General features: G+C 54.8%; 23 protein-coding genes. 10 read left to right on the top strand and 13 right to left on the bottom strand.

What is annotated here, in order from left to right; all coding sequences use genetic code 11:
- Positions 1-236: 236 nt before the first annotated feature.
- From spy to astC, 6 genes are all read right to left on the bottom strand, one after another.
- Positions 237-716 carry an ATP-independent periplasmic protein-refolding chaperone Spy gene (gene spy / locus E0L21_RS17090; protein ID WP_131411557.1) on the bottom strand — a complete coding sequence of 160 codons (480 nt, stop codon included), beginning with the start codon at positions 714-716 and terminating at the stop codon, positions 237-239.
- Positions 717-1030: 314 nt separating this feature from the next.
- Complete coding sequence (gene astE, locus E0L21_RS17095) at positions 1031-1999, bottom strand: succinylglutamate desuccinylase (RefSeq protein WP_131411559.1); 969 nt, start codon at positions 1997-1999, stop codon at positions 1031-1033.
- An 11-nt stretch (positions 2000-2010) separates the two neighbouring features.
- A complete protein-coding gene (astB, locus tag E0L21_RS17100; RefSeq protein ID WP_131411561.1) occupies positions 2011-3336 on the bottom strand; it encodes an N-succinylarginine dihydrolase in 1326 nt (441 codons plus the stop codon).
- Complete coding sequence (gene astD, locus E0L21_RS17105; protein ID WP_131411563.1) at positions 3333-4811, bottom strand: succinylglutamate-semialdehyde dehydrogenase; 1479 nt, start codon at positions 4809-4811, stop codon at positions 3333-3335. Before astD ends, astB begins: the two co-directional genes overlap by 4 nt.
- Positions 4808-5857 carry an arginine N-succinyltransferase gene (gene astA / locus E0L21_RS17110; protein ID WP_131411565.1) on the bottom strand — a complete coding sequence of 350 codons (1050 nt, stop codon included), beginning with the start codon at positions 5855-5857 and terminating at the stop codon, positions 4808-4810. The genes astD and astA overlap by 4 nt, the downstream gene beginning before the upstream one ends.
- Positions 5854-7074, bottom strand: coding sequence for a succinylornithine/acetylornithine transaminase (gene astC / locus E0L21_RS17115; protein WP_131411567.1), 1221 nt, complete (start codon positions 7072-7074; stop codon positions 5854-5856). The genes astA and astC overlap by 4 nt, the downstream gene beginning before the upstream one ends.
- Before the next feature lie 434 nt (positions 7075-7508).
- Between astC and xthA the strand changes: the two genes are divergently transcribed.
- The 3 genes from xthA to E0L21_RS17130 are packed head-to-tail and all read left to right on the top strand — an operon-like array spanning position 7509 to position 9598.
- Complete coding sequence (xthA, locus tag E0L21_RS17120) at positions 7509-8315, top strand: exodeoxyribonuclease III (protein ID WP_131411569.1); 807 nt, start codon at positions 7509-7511, stop codon at positions 8313-8315.
- A gap of 3 nt (positions 8316-8318) precedes the next feature.
- Positions 8319-9182, top strand: coding sequence for a sulfurtransferase (locus tag E0L21_RS17125; RefSeq protein WP_131411571.1), 864 nt, complete (start codon positions 8319-8321; stop codon positions 9180-9182).
- Positions 9182-9598 carry a pyrimidine (deoxy)nucleoside triphosphate diphosphatase gene (locus E0L21_RS17130; RefSeq protein WP_131411573.1) on the top strand — a complete coding sequence of 139 codons (417 nt, stop codon included), beginning with the start codon at positions 9182-9184 and terminating at the stop codon, positions 9596-9598. Before E0L21_RS17125 ends, E0L21_RS17130 begins: the two co-directional genes overlap by 1 nt.
- Here the strand turns inward: E0L21_RS17130 and E0L21_RS17135 are convergent.
- A complete protein-coding gene (locus E0L21_RS17135; RefSeq protein WP_131411575.1) occupies positions 9564-9851 on the bottom strand; it encodes a YnjH family protein in 288 nt (95 codons plus the stop codon). The two genes, E0L21_RS17130 and E0L21_RS17135, sit on opposite strands and share 35 nt — an antisense overlap.
- Positions 9852-10086: 235 nt before the next feature.
- On the opposite strand from E0L21_RS17135, the gene gdhA reads away from it, so the two are divergent.
- Positions 10087-11430, top strand: coding sequence for an NADP-specific glutamate dehydrogenase (gdhA, locus tag E0L21_RS17140; protein WP_131411577.1), 1344 nt, complete (start codon positions 10087-10089; stop codon positions 11428-11430).
- 29 nt (positions 11431-11459) lie between these two features.
- Here the strand turns inward: gdhA and E0L21_RS17145 are convergent, their stop codons facing one another.
- Positions 11460-13415 (bottom strand): DNA topoisomerase III, encoded by a 1956-nt coding sequence (locus E0L21_RS17145; protein WP_131411579.1) that lies wholly within the window; start codon positions 13413-13415, stop codon positions 11460-11462.
- A gap of 4 nt (positions 13416-13419) precedes the next feature.
- Positions 13420-14463: a selenide, water dikinase SelD gene (selD, locus tag E0L21_RS17150; protein WP_131411581.1), complete on the bottom strand. Its 1044-nt coding sequence runs from the start codon at positions 14461-14463 to the stop codon at positions 13420-13422.
- 264 nt (positions 14464-14727) lie between these two features.
- Between selD and phoC the strand changes: the two genes are divergently transcribed.
- The gene (gene phoC / locus E0L21_RS17155) at positions 14728-15471 is read left to right on the top strand and encodes an acid phosphatase PhoC (RefSeq protein ID WP_131411583.1); all 744 of its coding nucleotides are present in this window, start codon (positions 14728-14730) and stop codon (positions 15469-15471) included.
- 126 nt (positions 15472-15597) lie between these two features.
- Here phoC and E0L21_RS17160 read toward each other — a convergent pair whose 3' ends face one another.
- Positions 15598-16149, bottom strand: coding sequence for an NAD(P)H nitroreductase (locus E0L21_RS17160; RefSeq protein WP_131411585.1), 552 nt, complete (start codon positions 16147-16149; stop codon positions 15598-15600).
- A gap of 162 nt (positions 16150-16311) precedes the next feature.
- Between E0L21_RS17160 and sppA the strand changes: the two genes are divergently transcribed.
- From sppA to pncA, 3 genes are read left to right on the top strand one after another with little or no spacing between them, the layout of a single operon-like run.
- Positions 16312-18165, top strand: a complete 1854-nt coding sequence (sppA, locus tag E0L21_RS17165) for a signal peptide peptidase SppA (protein WP_131411587.1) — start codon at positions 16312-16314, stop codon at positions 18163-18165.
- Positions 18166-18225: 60 nt separating this feature from the next.
- The gene (ansA, locus tag E0L21_RS17170) at positions 18226-19242 is read left to right on the top strand and encodes an asparaginase (protein WP_131411589.1); all 1017 of its coding nucleotides are present in this window, start codon (positions 18226-18228) and stop codon (positions 19240-19242) included.
- 10 nt (positions 19243-19252) lie between these two features.
- Positions 19253-19894 carry a bifunctional nicotinamidase/pyrazinamidase gene (pncA, locus tag E0L21_RS17175; protein WP_131411591.1) on the top strand — a complete coding sequence of 214 codons (642 nt, stop codon included), beginning with the start codon at positions 19253-19255 and terminating at the stop codon, positions 19892-19894.
- 39 nt (positions 19895-19933) lie between these two features.
- Here the strand turns inward: pncA and E0L21_RS17180 are convergent, their stop codons facing one another.
- Complete coding sequence (locus E0L21_RS17180; RefSeq protein WP_131411593.1) at positions 19934-20209, bottom strand: YeaC family protein; 276 nt, start codon at positions 20207-20209, stop codon at positions 19934-19936.
- Between the two features lie 38 nt (positions 20210-20247).
- Positions 20248-20661: a peptide-methionine (R)-S-oxide reductase MsrB gene (gene msrB / locus E0L21_RS17185; protein ID WP_017456514.1), complete on the bottom strand. Its 414-nt coding sequence runs from the start codon at positions 20659-20661 to the stop codon at positions 20248-20250.
- A 343-nt stretch (positions 20662-21004) separates the two neighbouring features.
- Here msrB and gapA point away from each other — a divergent pair, with 343 nt between their 5' ends.
- Positions 21005-22000, top strand: a complete 996-nt coding sequence (gapA, locus tag E0L21_RS17190) for a glyceraldehyde-3-phosphate dehydrogenase (protein ID WP_017456513.1) — start codon at positions 21005-21007, stop codon at positions 21998-22000.
- A 75-nt stretch (positions 22001-22075) separates the two neighbouring features.
- Positions 22076-22960 (top strand): D-hexose-6-phosphate mutarotase, encoded by an 885-nt coding sequence (locus tag E0L21_RS17195; protein WP_131411596.1) that lies wholly within the window; start codon positions 22076-22078, stop codon positions 22958-22960.
- Between the two features lie 42 nt (positions 22961-23002).
- Here E0L21_RS17195 and E0L21_RS17200 read toward each other — a convergent pair whose 3' ends face one another.
- Positions 23003-23860 (bottom strand): aldo/keto reductase, encoded by an 858-nt coding sequence (locus tag E0L21_RS17200; protein ID WP_131411597.1) that lies wholly within the window; start codon positions 23858-23860, stop codon positions 23003-23005.
- Positions 23861-23872 lie beyond the last annotated feature (12 nt).

Below are 23872 nucleotides of genomic sequence, written 5' to 3' on the forward strand. Positions count from 1 at the left end.
ACTTTGCCATGTGTGAGTTATCGGCAGCCGACACGATTTGCCTTAGGCTACTGTGTAATGAGACATGTAAAAAATCATAAATTTCAGATAAGTAACATCACTAAAAAAAAGGATTCAACGAGAATACCGCGCCAGTAGCGGCTGGCAAGAGGGGGGACAAGAAAAAACCGCCGGTTCTGCCCATCACGTAAAACAAGCGATGGGCAAAACCGGCGGTCTTAAGGAGGGTCGCTGAATTATTCAGCAGGTGCAGGAGGCATTTTACCTTCCGGCGCCGGATGTTCTGTCAGACGCTTCTCAAAATTAGCATTGAACTGCTTTTTCTGTTCCGGGGTCAGAATGTTGTAAATCTTGTTCTGGGTCTCCATGCGTTTCAGCATGCCCTCTTTATGCTGCTGTTCCATTTTGGTGATTTGCGCTTCGGCTTTCGCACGGTCAAAGCTGTCGCTGGTAATGATGTCATGCATTGCGCGCATCTCTTCAACTGGTGGGCGTTTCATCTCTTCGCGCTGGCTTTTCATGATATCGCGGACTTGCTGTTTCTGCGCATCGGTCAGGTTCAGACCTTTGAACATCATGTCATGCGGGCCTTTACCTTTGTGATGCATCATTGGTTTCTCGTCGGCAGGTGCGGAGGTGGTATCCGCAGCATGAGCCAGACCTGCAGCGCCAAAAGCCAGGGTAGAGGCAACAAACAGAGCAGTCAATTTACGCATAATTTTATTCCTTACTTCGGTTTTTCTTACGGCGGTTGCCGTGTTGACGCTATTCACTTTACTGGCTTTATCGTCAATTAATCAGAGCGACGGTAAAACAATGAAAGTGTAAATAACGTTTTTAGGTCAAATATGAAGGAAATAAGGATAAACCGTGGAGAGTAGAAAATTAAATATTCAATGCACTGATTAAAAAGGAATTATTGAAAATCTTAAATTAAAGTGATTTATTAATAAAGCGCTTCAACAGGATAATTCTGTAATTTATTTAAGAAAAGCATGAAAATAAGCCCTGTATAAACAGGGCTTACTGTTTAATTAATTTTCTCGAGCATTAACCCGGCGCGTAAACCAACGGCAACATTCGGATTTGGGAACAAAACATACTCCTGCTCATGTTGCACCACATACCGCTCGCCGCGATCCTCGGCCAACAAGGTGCCCGCATTGAAGGCGGTAAAATTGAGCGTATCTGCACTCATAAAAAGTTTAAACGCGTCACTGTGGCGGGTCAGTTGCTGCACCACCCGATAGCGCAGCGGCGTATTTTCCGTGTCTGGCGCAGGTTCGCCCGCCAGTAACGCGGCCAACGTCCAGGCCGTACGCTGGAACTGGCTTAAATCGTTTTCACCAAACGGCAACGCTTTACCGAGCTCCAGAGTGCAAGCCAGGGCGTTAAAATGCTCGCAGCTGTAATGTGTAAACGTACCACCTGCCGCCTGGTGAAACACCAGCGCCTCCAGCCCGGCATCACCCAACCACTCCAGAAACAGTTCATCCCACGGCTCCGCCCGCTGCGGCAGCACACCAAAGCGGACATGGTGCGAACCGCGAATCGCGGTGTGCAAATCCAGATGCCAGCGCTCCTCCTCGTCGCCCGCCGCAAAGAAATGGGTCATCGCCCGTTCAAGCTGGGCGGCACGCACCGTTTCATCATTCGATGGCAACTGCTGCCAGCGGCCACCAAACATCCGGTTGAGATCGTTATGCAAAAATCGCTTGTTCTGCGCCAGCGCCTGCGGATTTCCAAGGATTACCAGCAGCCTCCAGGTGAGTGGCTGCTCGCCCGAAAGCACATTTTTAAGCAACAGATCCAGCATCTCCACCGGCGCGGTTTCGTTACCATGGATAGCACAAGAGATGACCAGAGATCGCCCGACAGCTTGTTTCGGGATCAGCTCAAGAATCCCTTGTTCGTGCCACAACCAGTGAATACCGCCCGACTCCCCTGACATTTTTCGCGGGATATCGCCCGCAAGCGTCGCAGCAAGAAAGTTATCCATACAGCCTCCGGTTAACGCTGGAAGGGATACACCGATCCCAGATTCAACAACTGCGTTAATCGGTCCAGCGCTTCCCGCCCCTCGCGTAAAAGCTGCGGATCGGCTAAATCCGCTTGCGTCAGCCGATCGCGGTAGTACCGATCCACCCAGTCATTGAGGGTGGCAAACAAACTGCCATTCATCATCACCGCCGGGTTAACGGCCCGCTGTTCCGCCTCGGTCAGTACCACACGTAAGCGCAGGCACGCCGGACCACCGCCGTTCGCCATGCTTTCACGCAGGTCAAATACTTTGAGCTCGCTGATCGGGTTATCCTGCGCCAGCAGCGTGTTCAGATAGCGCCACACACCGGCATGTTGCTGTGACTCCTGGGGCAGCACCAGCATCATGCTGCCATCATCACGGCTCAGCAGTTGGCTGTTAAACAGATACGTTGCCACTGCATCGGTGACAGAAACAGCCTGCTGCGGAACCTGAATCGCCATAAATCCCGGTACTTTTGAGTGTAGCTCTGCCAGCAAACGAGATTGTTCGGCAAAAGCCAATTCGTGACAAAAAAACACCTGGCGGTTCGAAACGGCAATCACATCGTTATGAAACACGCCCAGATCGATAACATCCGGGTTTTGCCGGGCAAAAACCACCTGCTCTGCGCGCACCTGGTTGATACGCATCACCGCTTCGCTGGCTTCCCGCGTCTGGCGCGCCGGATAGCGCGCCGGAGCATCCAGGCTTGCGTACTCTCTGCCGTAAACGAAGAGTTGCACACCCGCTTCGCCGTAATTACCGCCAAAACGGTTATGGTTCGCGGCACCTTCATCGCCAAACATGGCAACCTGCGGCAGCGCAGGATGCACGGTAAACGCCGTTTCATCCCGGAAGATGGCGCGCAGCAGCGCTTCTGTCGTCGGGGCTTCCATCGCACGGTGGAATTTATTGTTCAGGTTAGCAACCGTGAGATGCACTTTGCCATCCTGCGCATCAGCCGACGGGCAGACGGTAGCAGCGTTCGCGACCCACATCGCCGATGCCGAACTGGCAGCAGAGAGGATCTGCGGCGCGTGTGCCGCAGCTTTTTCCACCACTTGCTCATCGCTGCCACAGAAACCAAGCTGGCGCAACACGGCCACATTGGGACGTTCCTGCGGCGGGATCACCGCCTGCGGAAAACCGGCGTCGGCGAGCGCTTTCATCTTCAGTAGCCCTTGCTTTGCCGCCAGTTTCGGGTTGGAAACCTGAAAGCGATGTTTGGTTGAGGCTTCATTCCCGAAAGACAATCCGGCGTAATGGTGCGTTAGCCCGACCAGGCCGTCGAAATTGACTTCACGCGCTTTCATGGTTGCGCCTCGCGGGAGAAATCAAGCCCCGGGCTGAGCGTTTGCGGTAGCGCCAGTGCCGGAGATTCCAGGCTCGCCATCGGCCACGCACAGTAATCCGCCGCATACCACGCACTGGCGCGATGATTCCCCGACGCGCCCACGCCGCCAAACGGCGCGGTACTGGCCGCACCGGTCAACGGCTTGTTCCAGTTGACGATCCCGGCACGTGCTTCGAGCAACAGTTGATCAAACTTTTGCCGATCCGGTGAAATCAATCCGCAAGCCAGCCCGTAGCGCGTGTCATTCGCCATGCGGATCGCCTGATCAAAATTGTCGTAGCGCCAGACACACAGCAGCGGGCCAAAGACTTCTTCATCCGGTACTCCCGCAACGTCGGTCATCTCGATAATCCCCGGCGTCAGGAGCGAGGTTCCTTCCGCCAACAGACGCGGTGCCAACAAAGTTTTACCGCCGCGCGCTTCGTGCGCCTGCCAGGCCTGATAAACATGCTGCGCCGCCTGGGGTGAAATCAAGCCACCGAGAAACGGCGCGGGTTCCGCATCCCATGCCTGCGGTTGCAGTCGCGCACTCACTTCTACCAACCGCATCAGAAAGTCATCGCCCGCTTTAGAACGCTTAACCAGTAAGCGACGCGCGCAGGTACAGCGCTGCCCGGCGGTGATAAATGCTGACTGGATCGCCAGATGTACTGCGGCATCAATATCGTCAGGATCTTCAACAATTAGCGGGTTGTTGCCGCCCATCTCCAGCGCGAGGATTTTTTCTGGCTGCCCGGCAAGCTGGCGATGCAATTGATATCCCGTATTGGCGCTGCCGGTAAATAACAATCCGTCCAGCCCCGGTAATGCGCTCAGCGCCTGGCCGGTTTCTCGCCCGCCCTGCGCCAGATTCAGCACGCCTGCGGGTAAACCTGCTTGCTCCCAGAGTTTGACCACCGCTTCACCGGTCCATGGCGTGAGTTCGCTGGGTTTAAAGATCACGGTATTACCTGCAAGCAGCGCCGGGATAATATGCCCATTCGGCAGATGGCCGGGGAAGTTATACGGGCCGAAGACAGCCAGCACGCCATACGGGCGATGGCGCAATGTCGCAGCACCATCGGCCATCTCTGTATGTTGTTCACCGGTGCGCGTGTGGTACGCCTTTACCGATATGGTGGCTTTGTTGATCATTGCCGTCACTTCGGTCGCCGCTTCCCAGCGCGGCTTACCGGTCTCGCGGGCGATAATGTCGGTCAGCGCCGCTTTGTTGGTCTCCAGCAGCGCCGCGAATTTCTCAACAATGGCCTGGCGCTCAGTAAAAGCCTGCCGCGCCCACTGCGGGAAAGCGTCGCGTGCGGCCTGATACGCCAGCGCCACTTGCTCACTATCAGCATCAAAACCGTGCCACAGCGCTTCGTGACTGACCGGGTTCGTTTTGATACGACGTTCGCCCTGGCCTGTGACCCAGTCACCCTTAATCCATAAACTCATTTTGTTTTCTCCTCGCCACTTTTCTCTTCGGCACACAGGCGCACCAACCGCACGGTATCCCCCGGCTGACACTTCAGCGCATCCAGTTCGGCAGCCGTTAATAGCAACCGCTCGGTGTTCGGATCCGCATAGATAAGCATGGCCCGGAATTGCTGATACTGCTCATTGGAGACCATACACGCAGGCCATTCGCCCGGTGCGCGCCGCCCTTCGCCCGCTGCAACCAGGCGGCTTTTGCGAATCGCCCGCACCCGGTCGACATCGCATTCCAGCGTCGGCCCGCCATCAAAAATGTCGACATAGTTACGGTAGCGAAAGCCCTCTTTTTCCAGCACCGCACGGGCCGGTGCCGTTTGCGGATGCACCTCGCCAATCACCTCTTGCGCCTCTTGTGAAAGGAAGTGGGTATAAATAGGGTGCTTTGGCATCAGCTCTGCGATAAAGGCTTTTTGCCCGGTGCCGCACAGGTAATCCGCCCGGCTGAACTCCATCGAAAAGAAACGCTTGCCCAGGCTCTCCCAGAACGGCGAATAACCGTGCTCGTCAATCACGCCGCGCATCTCCGCCACCACTTTCTCATTGAAGCGCTCGCGAAACGCCGCCATAAACAGGAAACGCGATTTCGACAACAGATAGCCGTTGCCCTCTTTACGCCAGGCGGGATCGAGAAACAGCGTGCAGAGTTCGCTGCTGCCGGTGTGATCGTTACTGAGAAACAGCGTCGGCAACGCGTTATAGACATTCAGCTCTTTCGAGGCGTGCACCTGTGTCCCGACCCGGTAGTTATACCAGGGATCGTTCAGACCCACCGCGACTTCAATGGCGCAAATCCCCGCCACCTCGCCGCTTTGCGTCTCTTCCAGCACAAAAACGTACCCTTGCTCGCCCTTCGGCAACTCGCCTTGCCAGGTACGTTGCGAACGCTCAATCCGCGCAGCAAGCGTTGCTTCATCAACAGGCAACGACGTCAGGCCGCCACCGGTTTTCCCGGCCAGCCGCAGCAGCGCCGGTAAATCGCCTGCGGCGACAGGACGGATCACCATCATGATGCACTCTCCGCAGTGAATTTTTCACAGGCGCGGGCAACACGTACAAGCCCGTCGCGGATCTCTTCTTCGCTGATGTTCAACGCCGGAGCAAAGCGCAGCACATTACCACCGGCAATCAACACCATTACGCCTTCCGCCGCCGCCAGTTGTGAAAGTTGTTTTGCTTTTCCGGCATATTCTGGAACCAGTTGGCAACCGATCAGCAACCCTAAGCCGCGGATTTCACTGAACAGGTGATAACGGTCATTGATCGCCGAAAGCTGTTCCGTAAACCATTGATGGCGTTGCTTCACGCCAGTCAGGGTTTCCCGTGTGTTGACGATATCGAGCACCGCACCGGCCACCGCGCCCGCCAGCGGGTTACCGCCGTAGGTCGTACCGTGGGTGCCGACATTCATCACTTTGCCAAACTGTTCGGTGGTCAGCATCGCGCCAATCGGGAAACCGCCGCCCAACGCTTTTGCCGTGGTCAGCGCATCCGGCGTCACGCCGTAATGCATATAGGCATACAGTTCGCCGGTGCGGCCAACGCCGGTTTGCACTTCATCAAAAATCAGCAGCGCGTTATGGCGGTTGCATAGCTCGCGCAGCCCTTGCAAAAACGCCTTGCTGGCAGGTACCACACCGCCTTCGCCCTGCATCGGCTCGACAATAACGGCACAGGTTTCGTCATTAATTAATGCGCTGGCGGAAGCCAGATCGTTGAACTGCGCATGCTGGATTTGCGGCGGCAACGGCGCAAAATCTTGCGAATAGGCAGGTTGCCCGCCCGCGCTGACGGTAAATAAGGTGCGTCCATGGAACGCATTTTTGAACGCGACAATGCCGCTTTTCTGCGGGCCGAAAGTGTCATGCGCATATTTGCGCGCCAGCTTCAGCGCCGCTTCATTCGCCTCAGCACCGGAGTTACAAAAGAAAGCGCGATCGGCGAAAGTAGCGTCCAGCAGGCGTTTCGCCAGTTTCAGTACCGGCTCATTGGTGTAACCGTTGCCGGTATGCCAGAACTTTGCCGCCTGCTCGCTTAACGCTTTACACAAAGCAGGATGCGCATGCCCCAGCGCATTCACCGCAATCCCACCGGCAAAATCGACATACTCTTTTCCCTGCTGATCCCACAGGCGGGAACCTTCACCACGTACCGGAATAAAAGGTGCAGGCGCGTAGACAGGCAACATCCATTGATCAAAATTTTCACGCGTAATTGACAGAGACATAGCGACCTCATCCGGTAAATAAATAGTTGATAAAATGTTAACGAATATGAACGTTTTCGCTGTAAATGTAGATTGCACGGTTCGTGCCAGCCAGCGATAAAAATGCATAAACGGCTTACGAAAACGAAATTTCAACAACTTAAAACCTATCGCCATTCACTTTATTTGCATAAAAAGTGAATAAATAGAGATCCAACTGAGGAGGAGAGCAAGTAAAGACGCCTGTTTATGCAATTAGAAATTTTAATTATAGAACTGTGATCATCAGCGAAATTAATTTACATCATGCGCCCTGTTTTAGTGCATTTCGCCCTAAATAAGGGCGCGAATTGCGCCAGTGCGCATCGGCGGCGGCAATATCAATAAGTGGCGGTGGTTAAATGTAAATTCTGCTAACATCTCTGCATCTTTCACTCTGCTAAATGGCTGCGACTATGAAATTCGTCTCTTTTAATATCAATGGCCTGCGCGCCCGCCCTCACCAGCTTGAAGCGCTGGTTGAGCAACATCAGCCGGACGTCATCGGCCTGCAGGAGACCAAAGTTCACGATGATATGTTCCCGCTCGAAGATGTCGCACGGCTGGGTTACAACGTTTTTTACCACGGACAGAAAGGTCACTACGGCGTTGCACTGTTGACCAAAGAGACGCCGATCTCTGTGCGCCGCGGCTGGCCGAACGACGGTGAAGAGGCACAGCGCCGCATTATCATGGCGGAGATCCCCTCGCCTATCGGCGATATCACGGTGATTAACGGTTATTTCCCGCAGGGCGAAAGCCGCGACCATCCGTTGAAATTCCCGGCGAAAGAGAAGTTCTACCAGGATTTGCAAACCTACCTCGACACCGAACTGGATAAAGCAAAACCAGTGTTGATCATGGGTGACATGAACATCAGCCCGACAGACCTCGATATCGGTATTGGCGAAGAGAACCGCAAACGCTGGCTGCGCACGGGCAAATGCTCCTTCCTGCCGGAAGAGCGTGAGTGGATGGAGCGCCTGAAAGGCTGGGGGCTGGTGGATACCTTCCGCGAAGCTAACCCGGAAACACAGGATCGCTTCTCGTGGTTTGATTACCGCTCAAAAGGTTTCGACGATAACCGCGGCCTGCGTATCGATCTGCTGCTGGCAAGCCAACCGCTGGCGGAGCGCTGCATTGAAACCGGTATTGATTACGACATTCGCAGCATGGAAAAACCGTCCGACCACGCACCCGTGTGGGCCAAATTTAAGGTCTGACCGATGACGCCCGCGCCTTCTCCGTGGGTTTGCGCAACGTGGCTGGCGGATCTGCTGCAACATCGCCCGGTCACAGCTACCCCGGAGGGCGAATGGCGGCTGCTGGAGGTGGGATGTGACGCTGAACACCTCTATCGCGCCGGGCATATTCCCGGCGCGGATTATATCGACACCCGCGAAGTAGAAAGCCTGCCGCTGTGGAATGTGGTCGAGCCCGATCAATTACGCAAGGTGCTGCTCAATCATGGTCTGCGCGCGGATATTACCGTCGTCCTTTACAGCCGTGGCAATTATGCGGCAGAGCGGCTGGCGCATATTTTGTTATACGCCGGGGTCTGTGATGTTCGCTTACTTGATGGCGGCTGGCAGAGCTGGTTGCACGTTGGTTTTGCGTGGCAAACTGGCGCAGCGCCAGGCATTAAACCGCAAATGGATTTCGGCGCACGTCTCCCGGCGCAACCTGCGTTACTGCTTAATATGGAGCAAACCCAACAGCGGCTGACGCAGCCGGGTACGGTACTGGTCAGCATCCGCAGTTGGCCTGAGTTTAGCGGCCGCGCAAGCGGTTATGACTATATCGCCGCGACCGGCGATATTCCCGGTGCCCGCTGGGGGCAGGCAGCAGGCGACAGCCAGTTTATTACCAATTTTCACAATGCAGATGGCACGGTGCGAAACCCGTCTGAGATCGCCGCGCTCTGGCAACAACAGCATATCACTGGCGATAAGCGAGTGATTTTTTATTGCGGTACCGGCTGGCGCGCCTCGTTTGCCTTTTTTATTGCCCGTGCGCTCGGCTGGCCGGATATCGCCGTGTATGATGGCGGCTGGTTCGAATGGAGCCAGCCCATTATCGGAACGCAGTAATGACCCTTCTGAAAACCCTGGATGTCGTAGCGGCCATCATTGAGCGCGATGGCAAAATTTTACTGGCACAGCGCCCAGAACACGCCGATCAACCGGGTCTGTGGGAATTTGCCGGTGGCAAGGTAGAAGCCGGGGAAACACAGCCGCAGGCGCTGACGCGAGAGTTGCGGGAAGAGTTAGGCATTGACGCCGTACCGGCGCGCTATGTTGCCAGCCACCAGCGGGAGATTTCAGGTCGGTTGATTCATTTGCACGCATGGCACGTGGTGAATTTTTACGGTGAACCGGTACGCCACTATCACCAGAATTTACTGTGGTGTTTACCCGCCGAAGCGCTGAAACTCGCGCTGGCTCCGGCGGATATTCCGCTGCTGGAAGCGTTTATGGCTTCACGCGCCGCCACACCAGCGGGTTAGTGGAAAGGGTTTTCTCATCGCGCTGGCATTGTAATAACACCCCCTCGGTTTTGATAACTGCCCCTTCGCTGTAGTTTTGATTACCGTACACGCAGCATTGCATGCAGGGCTGCGTGGTTTGCGTCTGCCCACCGGAGCTGAACACTTCCGGCGGCACATTCACCTCAATTCCCGCCGACGGTAACCGTTCAGCCAACGCGCTGGTTGACGCAGCGACCAGTAACGCTGCTGCTATCCACTTAATTTGGGCCATAATTTGTCCTTTCTGATTGACGCCACTCATTACTATAACGGATCTCTGCGTCAGGACTTTAATTTCCCTGCCCATCGTTTTTAGTTATGACAGACTACCCATTATTAATTTGCCTGGTGTGCAGATTTTTCCCTTGCGGCATGCAGCCTTGCGAATGTTATAGTCCAAAAGTGCCTGCTTTTTGCGCACCACCATCACAACAAATTCACCACAACAATAAGAGACTCTTATATCTATGGATCAGACGCATTCTCTTGCATCATTTCTCCAGTATGTCGAACAGCGCGACCCGCACCAGCCGGAGTTCTCACAGGCCGTTCGTGAAGTGATGACCACCCTCTGGCCCTTCCTTGAAGCTCACCCGCGTTACCGACAGATGTCATTACTCGAACGCCTTGTTGAACCGGAGCGCGTGATCCAGTTTCGCGTCGCCTGGGTTGATGATCGCAATCAGGTCCAGGTCAACCGCGCCTGGCGCGTACAGTTCAGTTCGGCTATTGGCCCCTACAAAGGCGGTATGCGTTTTCACCCGTCGGTGAATTTGTCGATCCTCAAATTCCTCGGCTTCGAACAAACGTTTAAAAATGCGCTCACTACTCTGCCAATGGGCGGCGGCAAAGGTGGCAGTGATTTTGACCCGAAAGGCAAAAGCGATGGCGAAGTGATGCGTTTCTGTCAGGCGCTGATCAGCGAACTGTATCGCCATCTTGGCGCAGATACCGATGTACCGGCCGGGGATATTGGCGTCGGCGCACGCGAAGTCGGTTTTATGGCCGGGATGATGAAAAAGCTCTCCAACAATACCGCCTGTGTCTTTACCGGCAAGGGGCTTTCGTTTGGCGGCAGTCTGATCCGCCCGGAAGCGACCGGTTATGGTCTGGTCTATTTCACCGAAGCGATGCTCAAGCGCCACAGTCTTAGCTTTGAAGGGATGCGCGTCGCGGTTTCCGGCTCCGGCAACGTGGCGCAATACGCCATTGAAAAAGCGATGGCCTTCGGCGCACGGGTGATCACCGCGTCGGACTCGGCGGGTACCGTGGTGGATGAAGGCGGATTTAACCGCGAAAAACTCACGCGTCTGTGCGAGATCAAAGCCAGCCGCGACGGTCGCATTGCGGATTACGCGCGTGAATTTGGTCTGACATATCTGGAAGGCAAACAGCCGTGGTCAGTGCCGGTCGACATCGCTCTACCATGTGCCACGCAAAATGAGCTGGATACCGACGCGGCGCGCGTATTGATTGCCAACGGCGTAAAAGCCGTAGCGGAAGGCGCGAATATGCCCACCACCATCGATGCTACCGAATTGTTCCTGGCGGCGGGCGTGCTGTTCGCGCCGGGGAAAGCCGCGAATGCAGGCGGTGTTGCCACCTCCGGTCTGGAGATGGCGCAGAATGCCGCGCGTATGGGCTGGAAAGCGGAAAAAGTGGATGCACGTTTGCATCACATCATGCTGGACATTCATCAGGCTTGCGTCGAGTACGGCGGTGAAGGCAAACAAACGCACTATGTGCGCGGCGCCAACATCGCGGGCTTCGTGAAAGTCGCCGACGCCATGCTGGCGCAGGGCGTGATTTGATAAACAGGCCGGGTAACAGCGAAAACGCGTTATCCAGCCGGAGACGCTGCATCACCGCCCGCCTCTGCTGATGGCGGGCGTTTTTTTCCACGACCTTTCGCGAACGTTTTTTTCTTCTCGCCGCCCGGTGCCACCAGCCCACGGAACTGACGCACTGGCGTGTTGCGCGCCTGGTGAATCAGCTCGTGTAGCGTACCGACCAACGGCTGCATGAAGTCCTGATAGCGGCACTCTTTTTCACTGATTTGCGTCAGCACCGACTCCCAATGCGCGGTCATATCGGGGCGTGCCGCCATCTCCGGCAGCGAGTGGATCAATGCCCGGCCCGGTTCGGTCGAGTGGATGTAGCGTCCTTTCTTCACCAGAAAACTGCGCTTGAACAACAGTTCGATAATCCCTGCACGCGTCGCCTCAGTGCCCAGACCATCGGTAGCACGCAGAATTTTCTTCAGATCTTTGTCCTGCACGAATCGCGCAATTCCGGTCATCGCCGACAGCAATGTTGCATCGGTAAAGTGGCGCGGCGGCTGGGTCTGGCGCGCGACCACTTCGCCTTTTTCGCACAGCAATTCGTCGCCTTTTGTCACCACCGGCAGCGGTGTGCCGTCATTCTCTTCATCGCGCTCTTTCGAACCCAGCAGCGTGCGCCACCCGGCTTCTGCCAGAAAACGCGCTTTGGCGATAAACTTGCCGTTGGCGATGTCGAGATCGATCTGGCATTTACGGAACACCGCATCCGGGCAGAATTGCATCAAATACTGGCGAGCAATCAAATTATAAACGTTGGCTTCGTTATCGCTGAGATTGACCTTTGAGGCGCGGGCCGTCGGGATAATCGCGTGGTGCGCATCGACTTTCTTATCGTCCCAGCAGCGGTTGCGCGTGTCCGGGTTTACTACCGGCTGCGGCAACAAACCCGGGGCATGAGCGCCAATCGCATTCATCACCGCGTGTCGTCCGGCGAAGTGCTCTTCCGGCAAATAGCGGCAATCAGAACGCGGATAGGTGATCAACTTGTGGGTTTCGTAGAGTTTCTGGCAAATATCAAGCACGTTCTGCGCACTGAGCCCATAACGTTTTGCCGCTTCAATTTGCAGTGCGGAAAGCGAAAACGGCAGCGGCGCGAGTTCTGATTCCCGTTTATCGTTATAAGCTGTCACCAGCGCGGGTTGGCCGCTAATGCGGCTCACCACATGCTCCGCCAGCGGGCGATGCAGCAAGCGCCCTTCGTCGTCCTGATAAGGTTCGCACGCTTCGCTCGGCTGCCACAGGGCGGTAAAACGCTCCCCGGCAGGCGTGACGATATGCGCTTTCACTTCAAAGAAATCCTTCGCCACGAAGTTCTCAATCTCTTCGTCACGACGCACCACCAGCCCCAGCACCGGCGTCTGCACGCGCCCAACGGAGAGCACGCCCTGATAGCCAGCGTTGCGCCCCAGCAACGTATACGCGCGGGTCATATTGATGCCATAGAGCCAATCGGCACGGGCGCGCGCCAGCGCCGACACGCACAGCGGAATAAATTCGCTATTCGCTCGCAGGCGCTCAATGGCGCGCTCCACCGCCTGCGGATTGAGATCGTTAATCAGGCAGCGTTGCACCTGCTGGCGTTTTTCAGCAGGCAGTTGCAGGTAATCAATCACTTCATCAACCAGCAACTGCCCTTCTCGATCCGGGTCACCGGCGTGAACCACCTGCTCGGCATCAGCGAGCAGGCGTTTGATAACATTAATTTGCTTAAGCACCGACGGGCGCGGCTGCAACTGCCACTTTTCCGGCACTATCGGAAGATCGGCCAGATTCCAGCGCGCATAGCGGCTGTCATAGGCATCCGGCTGCGCCTGTTCAAGCAGGTGACCGATACACCAGGTCACCACCTGACCATTACCGCACTCAATATAGCCGTCGCCTTTGCGATGTGGCTTAGGCAGCACATCGGCAATGGCACGCGCCAGACTGGGCTTTTCGGCAATAAATAACCGCATAGGATTAACGGATCTCAATCATCGGGCGACCGCCGCGCGCGCTGACCAGCTCGCCAATCGCGCTCAGTTCAATGCCATATTCCGCCGCTGTTGCTTTCACTTCTTCTTCCGAACCTGGCGCTACCGCCAGCAGCAAGCCGCCGGACGTTTGCGGATCGCACAGCAAATCGCGCACTGCCGTCGGCATCTCGCCCATCAGGTGACCATAGCTGGCGAAGTTACGCTGCGTACCGCCTGGCACTGCGCCCTGAGCAATGTACTCTTCAACACCTGGCAATTTCGGCACATCCTGATACCAGACCTGCGCCTGCACGCCAGCGCCCTGACACATTTCACTCAGATGGCCAAGCAGACCAAAACCGGTGACATCGGTCATCGCTTTTACGCCGTCGATCCCGGCAAATGCGGCACCAGCAAGGTTCATGCGACACATCACTTCCGTTGCCAGACCAACGTGTTCCGGTTTAAGCAGCGATTTTTTCTCCGCCGTCGTTAACACGCCAATACCCAGCGGCTTGGTGAGGAACAGTTTGCAGCCTGCCTGGGCGGTGCTGTTCTTCTTCACGCGTTCGGTTGGCACCACACCCGTTACGGCAAGGCCAAAAATCGGCTCCGGTGCATCGATTGAATGGCCACCTGCCAGCGCAATTCCCGCCTGCTGGCAAGCAAAACGCCCACCGTCGATCACCTCACGCGCGATTTCCGGTGCCAGTTTGTCGAGGGGCCAGCCCAAAATGGCAATCGCCATAATCGGTTTGCCGCCCATCGCGAAAACGTCACTAATGGCGTTGGTCGCAGCAATACGGCCAAAGTCAAAGGGGTTATCGACAATCGGCATAAAGAAGTCAGTGGTGCTGATAATGCAGGTGCCGTTACCCAAATCGTAAACGGCGGCGTCATCACGCGTTTCGTTGCCGACAAGCAGGTTCGGGTCGAGAAACTTCGCCTGCTCGCTATGCAGAATGGTATCCAGCACTTTGGGGGAAATTTTACAACCGCAACCGGCTCCGTGGCTGTATTGCGTTAAACGAATGGCTTGCTCGCTCATGGACATCTCCTGTCATTGCAATCGCGCTATGGTAGCGCCCAAATGCTGAGCTGGTAAGTCTGGCAATCTGAATTCGCGCGTTATTGCTCATTAAGCAAACGAAACAGACATCATGTGCGATGATTTTTTGCTCGTAAACATCATCTCAATAACTACATCGGCCATTTTGCGAGTCACCGCAATGTTCTTTTTGGCATTTTATGACAGAAATATGACAGCAGCCACTGAGGGCTACAGACGCTTTTTTACATAAAGGAACCGCTCATGAAAAAAAATATCATCGCGTTTTGTCTTGCTAGTTTGCTATCTACCAGCGCTTTTGCTCTGGTTCCATCCGGGAATGACGCCACCACCAAACCTGATCTTTACTACCTGAAAAATGCGCAGGCGATTGATAGCCTGGCTTTGTTACCCCCGCCGCCGGAAGTCGGTAGCATCGCGTTTTTAAACGATCAGGCGATGTACGAGCAGGGCCGCTTGCTGCGTAGCACCGAGCGCGGCAAACAGGCGGCGGAAGACGCCAACCTGAGCAGCGGCGGCGTGGCAAACGCCTTCTCCGGTGCATTTGGCTCACCGATCACGGAGAAAGATGCCCCGCAGTTGCATAAGCTGTTGACCAATATGATCGAAGATGCGGGAGATCTGGCAACGCGCGGCGCGAAGCAAAAATATATGCGTATCCGCCCGTTTGCCTTCTACGGCGTGCCGACTTGTAACACCAAAGAGCAGGATTCACTGGCGAAAAACGGCTCTTATCCGTCCGGTCATACCTCTATCGGTTGGGCCACCGCACTGGTGCTGGCAGAGATTAACCCACAGCGTCAGGATCAGATCCTCAAACGCGGCTACGACCTGGGTCAAAGCCGGGTGATCTGCGGCTACCACTGGCAAAGTGATGTGGACGCCGCGCGCATTGTCGGCTCCGCCGTGGTTGCCACTCTGCATACCAATCCGGCTTTCCAGCAACAGTTGCAAAAAGCCAAAGATGAGTTTGCACAACGTAAATAAACAGCGCGCCCGGATCGGTGTGCTTTCGCTATGATCCCTTCGCGTTTTTATCGGCGAAAGCCGATTGGACTTTAAAAGAAAACGGCTGCGGCGGAGTTGTCGCAGCCGTCAGATATCAGGCTGAACTTAGAAATGCGTCACGAACGGCGTGGTATCCGGTACGGTGACAGTGGTCGAGGCTTTCAACTGCGGTGTGCCGAGGTACAGAAAACCGACGATTTTATCCTGTTCGCGGCAGTCAAACGCCTGACGGACTACTGCGCTGTCAGTCAACGGGCCTGTGCGCCAGATACCGTTAAACCCTTGCGCCAGCGCCGCCATCTGCATCGCCATTACCGCACAGCCGGCAGAAAGTAATTGCTCCCAAAGCGGAACTTTATGGTGCTCTTCGCATTTCGCCACCACTGCGATGATCAACGGTGCGCGAAAGGGTGATGTACGCGCTTTTTCGATGCCTTTTTCATCCTGCCCTGCGGCAGTCGCGGCCTGTTCCAGCGTCTGACTGAAACGTTCGCGCCCTTGCCCTTCGATGACAAAAAAATGCCATGGTTGAAGCGTACCGTGATCTGGCGCGCGCATGCCTGCACGCAAAATGTTATCCAGTTGTTCACCTGCCGGGGCCGGTTCTGCCAGCCGGGATGCGCTACGACGATTGACGAGCAGCTCAAGTGCGTCCATTAGTTAAACTCCTGTATTGAAATTTGTTCACAAAATTAACACGAGCGTAGAAATTGTTACAGCGTCGGAGGCGATTCCTGCTGACAAGAGGCGGCGGGGTAATTAGGATAACCACACTTTGCCGCTCGGGCAGCGGTGGTCGTTAACTACCAGGGAGAATACATGCGAACCCTTTGGCGTATTATTGCCGGTTTTTTCAAGTGGAGCTGGCGATTGCTGAACTTTATCCGCAATCTGGTGCTGAATCTTTTCTTTATTCTATTAGTGCTGGTCGTCGCAGGTGTGTGGATGCAACTGAGCGACGGCAAAGCCAGCAGCAACAGCCGTGGAGCCTTGCTACTGGATATTTCTGGCGTGGTGGTGGACAAAACTTCCGCCAGCAGCCGACTGGGCGTGCTGGGCCGCCAGTTGTTCGGTGCCAGCTCCGATCGGTTGCAGGAAAACTCCCTGTTTGACATCGTCGACACCATTCGCCAGGCACAGCATGACCGGAATATCACCGGGATTGTGATGGATCTGAAAAACTTTGCCGGTGCGGATCAACCATCAATGCAGTATATCGGCAAAGCGCTGCGCGAATTCCGCGACAGCGGTAAGCCGGTTTATGCCGTAGGCGATAACTACAGCCAGGGGCAGTATTACCTTGCCAGCTTCGCCAACAAGATCTGGCTATCGCCGCAGGGCGTGGTCGATTTGCACGGTTTTGCCACCAACGGCCTCTACTACAAGTCGCTGCTTGATAAGCTGAAAGTCACCACCCACGTATTCCGCGTCGGAACATATAAATCTGCCGTTGAACCGTTTATTCGCGACGATATGTCCCCGGCAGCCCGCGATGCGGACAGCCGCTGGATTAATGAGTTATGGCAGAACTACCTCAACACCGTTGCCGCTAACCGCCAAATCACCGCGCAACAGGTCTTCCCTGGCGCGCAAGCGATGCTGGAGGGTCTGCGTAAAGCGGATGGCGACACGGCGAAATATGCGCTGGATAACAAACTGGTGGATGAGCTGGGTTCCGCAACCGATGCGGAAAAAGCGATGGTTAAACAGTTTGGCTGGAGCACAGAGGATAAGAACTTCCGCGCGGTCAGCATGTATGATTACCAGGCGAAAAAACCAAGCGATGTTGGCGATACCGTAGCGGTGATTTTCGCTAACGGCGCGATTATGGACGGCGAAGAGACGCCGGGGAACGTAGGCGGTGATACGACTGCTGCGCAGATCCGCGATGCGCGTCTGGATCCGAAAGTGAAAGCCATTGTGCTGCGTGTCAACAGCCCTGGCGGCAGCGTCAGCGCATCGGAAGTTATCCGCTCCGAGCTGGCGGCAGCCCGCGCAGCAGGTAAACCGGTCGTGGTTTCGATGGGCGGTATGGCGGCATCTGGCGGTTACTGGATCTCAACACCGGCGAACTACATTGTCGCCAGTGCCAGCACGCTGACCGGTTCAATTGGTATCTTCGGGGTTATCAACACACTGGAAAACAGCCTCGACAGTATCGGCGTGCATACTGATGGCGTAGCAACCTCGCCGCTGGCAGATGTCAGTATGACCAAAGCGCTGCCGGACGAAGTTTCACAGATGATGCAGTTGAGCATTGAGAATGGCTACAAGCGCTTTATCACGCTGGTGGCGCAGTCGCGCAACAGCACGCCTGAGCAGGTTGATAAAATCGCGCAGGGCCACGTCTGGACCGGCCAGGATGCGAAAAACAACGGGCTGGTCGATGCGCTGGGCGATTTCGACGATGCACTGGCGAAAGCGGCTGAGCTTGCGAAACTGAAACAGTGGCATATCGATTACTACGAAGAAGAACCGAGTTTCTTTGATCGGGTAATGGACAGCATGTCCGGTTCGGCCAGCGCCATGCTGCCAAAAGCATTGCAGGCATACCTGCCCGCGCCGCTGGCGAGCGCTGCGCTGGAGATGAAAGCTGAAACTGACAAACTGGCGGTGTTTAACGATCCGCAAAATCGTTATGCGCTCTGTCTGAACTGCGCCAAAATCCGCTAAAATCACCTGACGATGTCCCCTCCACCGGAGGGGATTTTTTGATGAAGCCAGAATATAACTATGCAAAAAAAATCCATTTACGTTGCCTACACGGGCGGTACTATCGGTATGCAACGCTCAGAACACGGCTATGTGCCAGTTTCCGGTCATCTGCAACGCCAGCTAGCGCTGATGCCTGAGTTCCATCGCCCGGAAATGCCCGATTTCACCATTCATGAATATGAGCCGCTGATGGATTCGTCTGATATGACGCCGGAAGACTGGCAACATATTGCAGACGATGTGAAAGCGCACTACGACGACTACGATGGTTTTGTCATTCTGCACGGCACGGATACGATGGCCTACACCGCATCAGCGCTGTCATTTATGCTGGAAAACCTGGGCAAACCGGTCATTGTGACAGGGTCACAAATCCCGCTTGCCGAACTGCGTTCTGATGGGCAGATCAACCTGCTTAATGCGTTATATGTGGCGGCTAATTTCCCGATCAATGAAGTGACACTGTTCTTCAATAACCGTCTGTACCGCGGTAACCGCACCACCAAAGCGCACGCCGACGGTTTCGATGCGTTCGCTTCGCCTAACCTTGCGCCGTTACTGGAAGCGGGTATCCATATTCGCCGCCTGGGTACGCCACCCGCACCGCATACGGTGGGAGAATTGGTGGTGCATCCGATCACTCCCCAGCCGATTGGCGTGGTGACGATTTATCCGGGTATTTCCGCCGACGTGGTACGTAACTTCCTGCGCCAGCCGGTAAAAGCGTTGATACTTCGTTCTTACGGTGTGGGTAATGCGCCGCAAAACGGTGAGTTTCTGAAAGAGTTACAGGAAGCGAGCGCCCGCGGCATTGTCGTGGTCAACCTGACACAATGTATGTCCGGCAAAGTCAACATGGGCGGCTACGCCACCGGCAATGCCCTCGCCCACGCAGGTGTGATTGGCGGCGCAGACATGACGGTTGAAGCGACCCTGACAAAACTTCACTACCTGTTAAGTCAGGATCTGGACGCCGATTCAATTCGCACCGCAATGACGCAGAACCTGCGCGGTGAATTGACGCCGGATGAATGAGGAGGTTTGTATGACGCAACGCGCACTGCTGCTGGTCGATATTCAGAATGATTTCTGCGCTGGCGGCGCGCTGGCAGTGGCAGAAGGCGACAACACGGTAGATGTCGCCAATGCCATGATGGCGTGGTGTAAAACATACGGCGATACCATCGTGGCAAGCCAGGACTGGCATCCAGTCGGGCATGGCAGTTTCGCCAGCCAGCACCACGTCGCGCCGTTCACGACGGGCGAGCTGGCTGGGTTAGCCCAAACATTCTGGCCCGATCACTGTGTACAAAACAGCGAGGGTGCGGCGTTGCATCCCTTGCTGAATCAGCACACTATCGACGCGGTGTTTCACAAAGGCGAGAACCCACTGATTGACAGTTACAGTGCGTTTTTTGATAACGGCCATCGTCAGGAAACCGACCTGCACAGCTGGTTGCAGCAGCACGGCATTCGCGAACTGGTGGTACTCGGTTTAGCCACCGATTACTGCGTGAAATTTACCGTGCTGGATGCGTTAAACCTGGGCTACAGGGTGAATGTCATTACCGACGGATGTCGCGGTGTGAATCTCAACCAACACGGCAGCACCCAGGCGTTTATGGAGATGTCAGCGGCTGGCGCGACGCTCTATACGCTCGCGGACTGGCAGGAAACCCACGCCTGATGATCATGCCGGATGGTGTTGCGCCTCCGGCATGGCGACTTACGATTTAAACGTCGCGATCGGCTTTGGCGAAATGCCAAAATCCTCTTTTAACTGCTGCTTACTTTTCATCACCATCTGGCCGTTGGTATCAATGGTCATGTGCTGCGCCTGCGTGTTATTGCGCGCCTGCCACAGCATCACCAGTTGTAAGCTGTTCTCTTTTTGCTCTGGTGTCAGCGCAACGCCATCCGGCCATTTCCCTAACTCAACGGCCGTTACCAGTCGCTGATAGATCTCCGGCGTCATGCTGTTAACGATTTGATCAAGATTCATCTCAAACAACTCCGTGGAATAATTGCTGAATCGTTTTTTCAACCCTGAGACCGATCACCATTTTCATCATCCGTAAAACTCAGGGAAGCAGAGTTGACACAGTAACGTTCGCCGGTTGGTTGTGGGCCATCCGGAAACACGTGTCCCAGGTGCGCATCGCATTTTCCGCAGCGGATTTCCACGCGCTGCATGCCATGCGAATAATCGTTGATATAACGAATAGCATCCTCGCTGACCGGCTCAAAAAAACTTGGCCAACCGCAGCCAGAATCATACTTAGTTTGCGAATTGAACAGCGCGGCGTCACACACCAGACAGTGATAAATCCCATCGCGTTTGTTATGCAAAAAACGCCCGGTGAAGGGCGGCTCAGTGCCGTGGTTCTGCGTCACGTAGAACTGCATTTCAGTCAGTGTTTTTTTCAGGTCGTCTTCAGAAGAATTATGCGCCATTTGCTCACGCCTCACGGTAAAAACTCGACAACTTTTCAGCCTGATTCTAACAAAACATTAACAGTGCGGCGTTAACTTTTGTTCTAAACTTATTTGTTGCGGTAAAGCAGCCGGTGAATTGTGATTAATCTCACATTTTTATCCTATCTGACCTTTAAAATTCCAGGCGGCGCCCTTATATGGGGAGCATGCTCAAAGGAAGAGTGAGGCGAGTCAGTCGAACAAAGGCTATGCGGAGGATTGATTTGTCGCAATGATTGACACGATTCCGCTTGACGCTGCGTAAGGTTTTTGTAATTTTACAGCCAACCTTTTATTCACTAACAAATAGCTGGTGGAATATATGACTATCAAAGTAGGTATCAACGGTTTTGGCCGTATCGGTCGCATTGTTTTCCGTGCTGCTCAGGAACGTTCTGACATCGAAATCGTTGGTATCAACGATCTGTTGGACGCTGAATACATGGCGTACATGCTGAAGTATGACTCCACTCACGGTCGTTTCAACGGTACCGTAGAAGTGAAAGACGGCCACCTGGTTGTTAACGGCAAAACCATCCGTGTTACTGCTGAGAAAGACCCGGCTAACCTGAAATGGAACGAAATCGGCGTTGACGTAGTTGCTGAAGCTACCGGTATCTTCCTGACCGACGAAACCGCTCGTAAACACATCACCGCTGGCGCGAAAAAAGTTGTTCTGACTGGTCCGTCCAAAGACAACACCCCGATGTTCGTACGTGGCGCTAACTTCGACAAATATGCTGGCCAGGACATCGTTTCCAACGCTTCCTGCACCACCAACTGCTTGGCTCCGCTGGCAAAAGTTATCAACGACAACTTCGGTATCATCGAAGGTCTGATGACCACTGTTCACGCGACCACTGCAACGCAGAAAACCGTTGATGGCCCGTCTCACAAAGACTGGCGCGGCGGCCGCGGCGCATCCCAGAACATCATCCCGTCCTCTACCGGTGCTGCTAAAGCAGTAGGTAAAGTACTGCCGGAACTGAACGGCAAACTGACTGGTATGGCGTTCCGCGTTCCGACTCCGAACGTATCCGTTGTTGACCTGACCGTTCGTCTGGAAAAAGCAGCGTCCTACGAAGAAATCAAGAAAGCCATCAAAGCCGCTTCTGAAGGCCCGATGAAAGGCGTTCTGGGTTACACCGAAGACGACGTGGTTTCTACCGATTTCAACGGCGAAGTTTGCACTTCCGTATTCGATGCTAAAGCCGGTATCGCACTGAACGACAACTTCGTGAAACTGGTTTCCTGGTACGACAACGAAACTGGTTACTCCAACAAAGTTCTGGACCTGATCGCTCACATCTCCAAATAAGTTGAGATGAGAACATGATCTGAAAGAGCGACTTCGGTCGCTCTTTTTTTGTTTTGAAGACAGAGGATTGCGTTAATGATTAATAAAATTTTTGCACTTCCGGTAGTCGAACAAATTACCCCTACTCTCTCCCTGCGCAAAATGGACGAGCTGGATGTTATCGTCGTTGACCATCCGCAGGTTAAAGGTTCATTCGCCCTACAGGGCGCACATCTGCTCTCATGGAAACCGCAGGGTGAAGAAGAAGTTCTGTGGCTGAGCGGCAACACGCCGTTTAAAGATGGCGTCGCGCTGCGTGGCGGCGTGCCGGTTTGCTGGCCATGGTTCGGCCCGGCAAAACAACAAGGCCTACCTGCGCATGGTTTTGCACGCAATCTGCCGTGGGCGCTGAAAGCGCATAACGAAGACGCCAATGGCGTAGTGCTGACCTTTGAACTGCAGAGCAGCGATGCTTCGCGCAAATTCTGGCCACACGACTTTACGGTGTATGCCCGTTACAAACTGGGTGCGACCTGCGAAATGGAACTGGAAGCTCACGGTGAGTTTGAAACCACCTCAGCGCTGCACACCTATTTCAACGTCGGTGATATCGCAGCCGTAAAAGTAAGCGGTCTTGGCGATCGTTTCATCGATAAAGTGAACGATGCGAAAGAAGATGTGCTGGCCGATGGCGTGCAGACTTTCCCGGATCGCACCGACCGCGTCTATCTGAATGCAGAAGCCTGCAGCCTGATCCACGACAGCGCGCTTAATCGCACCATCGAAGTCATCCACAGTCATAACGCGAATGTCGTCGCGTGGAACCCCGGCCCGGCGCTCTCCGTCAGCATGACCGACATGCCGGATGACGGTTATAAAACGTTTGTCTGTGTGGAATCGGTTAACGCGACCGTGCCGCAGAAAACCACGGAAGAGAAACCGTCCCGCCTGGCGCAGACCATCCGCGTCGTTAAACGCTGATCCTGCCAACCCTCTCCCGACAGGAGAGGGTTATTATTCCTGTCACACCACGTCGAGCGGCGTTTTACGGCCCGGTGCCGGGAAAGCGTTGTCCAGCAGCACTAACTCTTCGCTGCTTAACGTGATATTCAATGCCTCCGCATTTTCCTGTACATGTGCCACGCTGGACGCTTTGGGAATCGCTATCACGCCCTGATGGCTAATCACCCACGCCAGTAAAATTTGCGCAGCACTAACGTTATGTGCAGCGGCAATTTCGCGCACCGCGCTGTTTTCCAGCAAACCATCGCGCAAGCGGCCAGCCTGAGCCAGCGGACAATAAGCCATTACTGGTATTGCCTGTTGCTGACACCATGGCAGCAGATCATATTCAATGCCGCGTGAGCCAAGATGATACAGCACCTGATTTGTCGCACACGCATCACCGCCGCGCACGCGTATCAGCTCCTGCATATCGCTGTAATCCAGATTTGAAACGCCCCAGCGACGTATTTTGCCCTGCGCGATCAGCGTTTCCATCACCTCGACGGTTTCAGCAAGGGAGTAGTTACCGCGCCAGTGCAGCAGATAGAGATCGAGAACCTCGGTTTTCAGGCGACGCAGGCTGGCTTCGCAGGCAGCGATTGCTTTCTTGCCGCCGGCATTCCACGGATAAACTTTGGAAACCAGGAACACTTTGTCACGCAAACCGCCCTGTAAGGCTTCGCCGACCACCTCTTCCGCTCCGCCGTCGGCGTACATTTCCGCAGTATCAATCAGCGTTAAACCGAGATCGATACCCGCACGCAGCGCATCCACTTCTTTCTGACGCAGCCGCGCGTTTTCCCCCATATACCAAGTGCCCTGGCCAATGGCGGGCTGCGAAACCTGGCCTGCAAAAACGACGTTGTTATCTGCCATACTCTCCTCCTG

The sequence above is a fragment of the Kosakonia quasisacchari genome, from assembly GCF_004331415.1.
GTDB lineage: Bacteria > Pseudomonadota > Gammaproteobacteria > Enterobacterales > Enterobacteriaceae > Kosakonia > Kosakonia quasisacchari.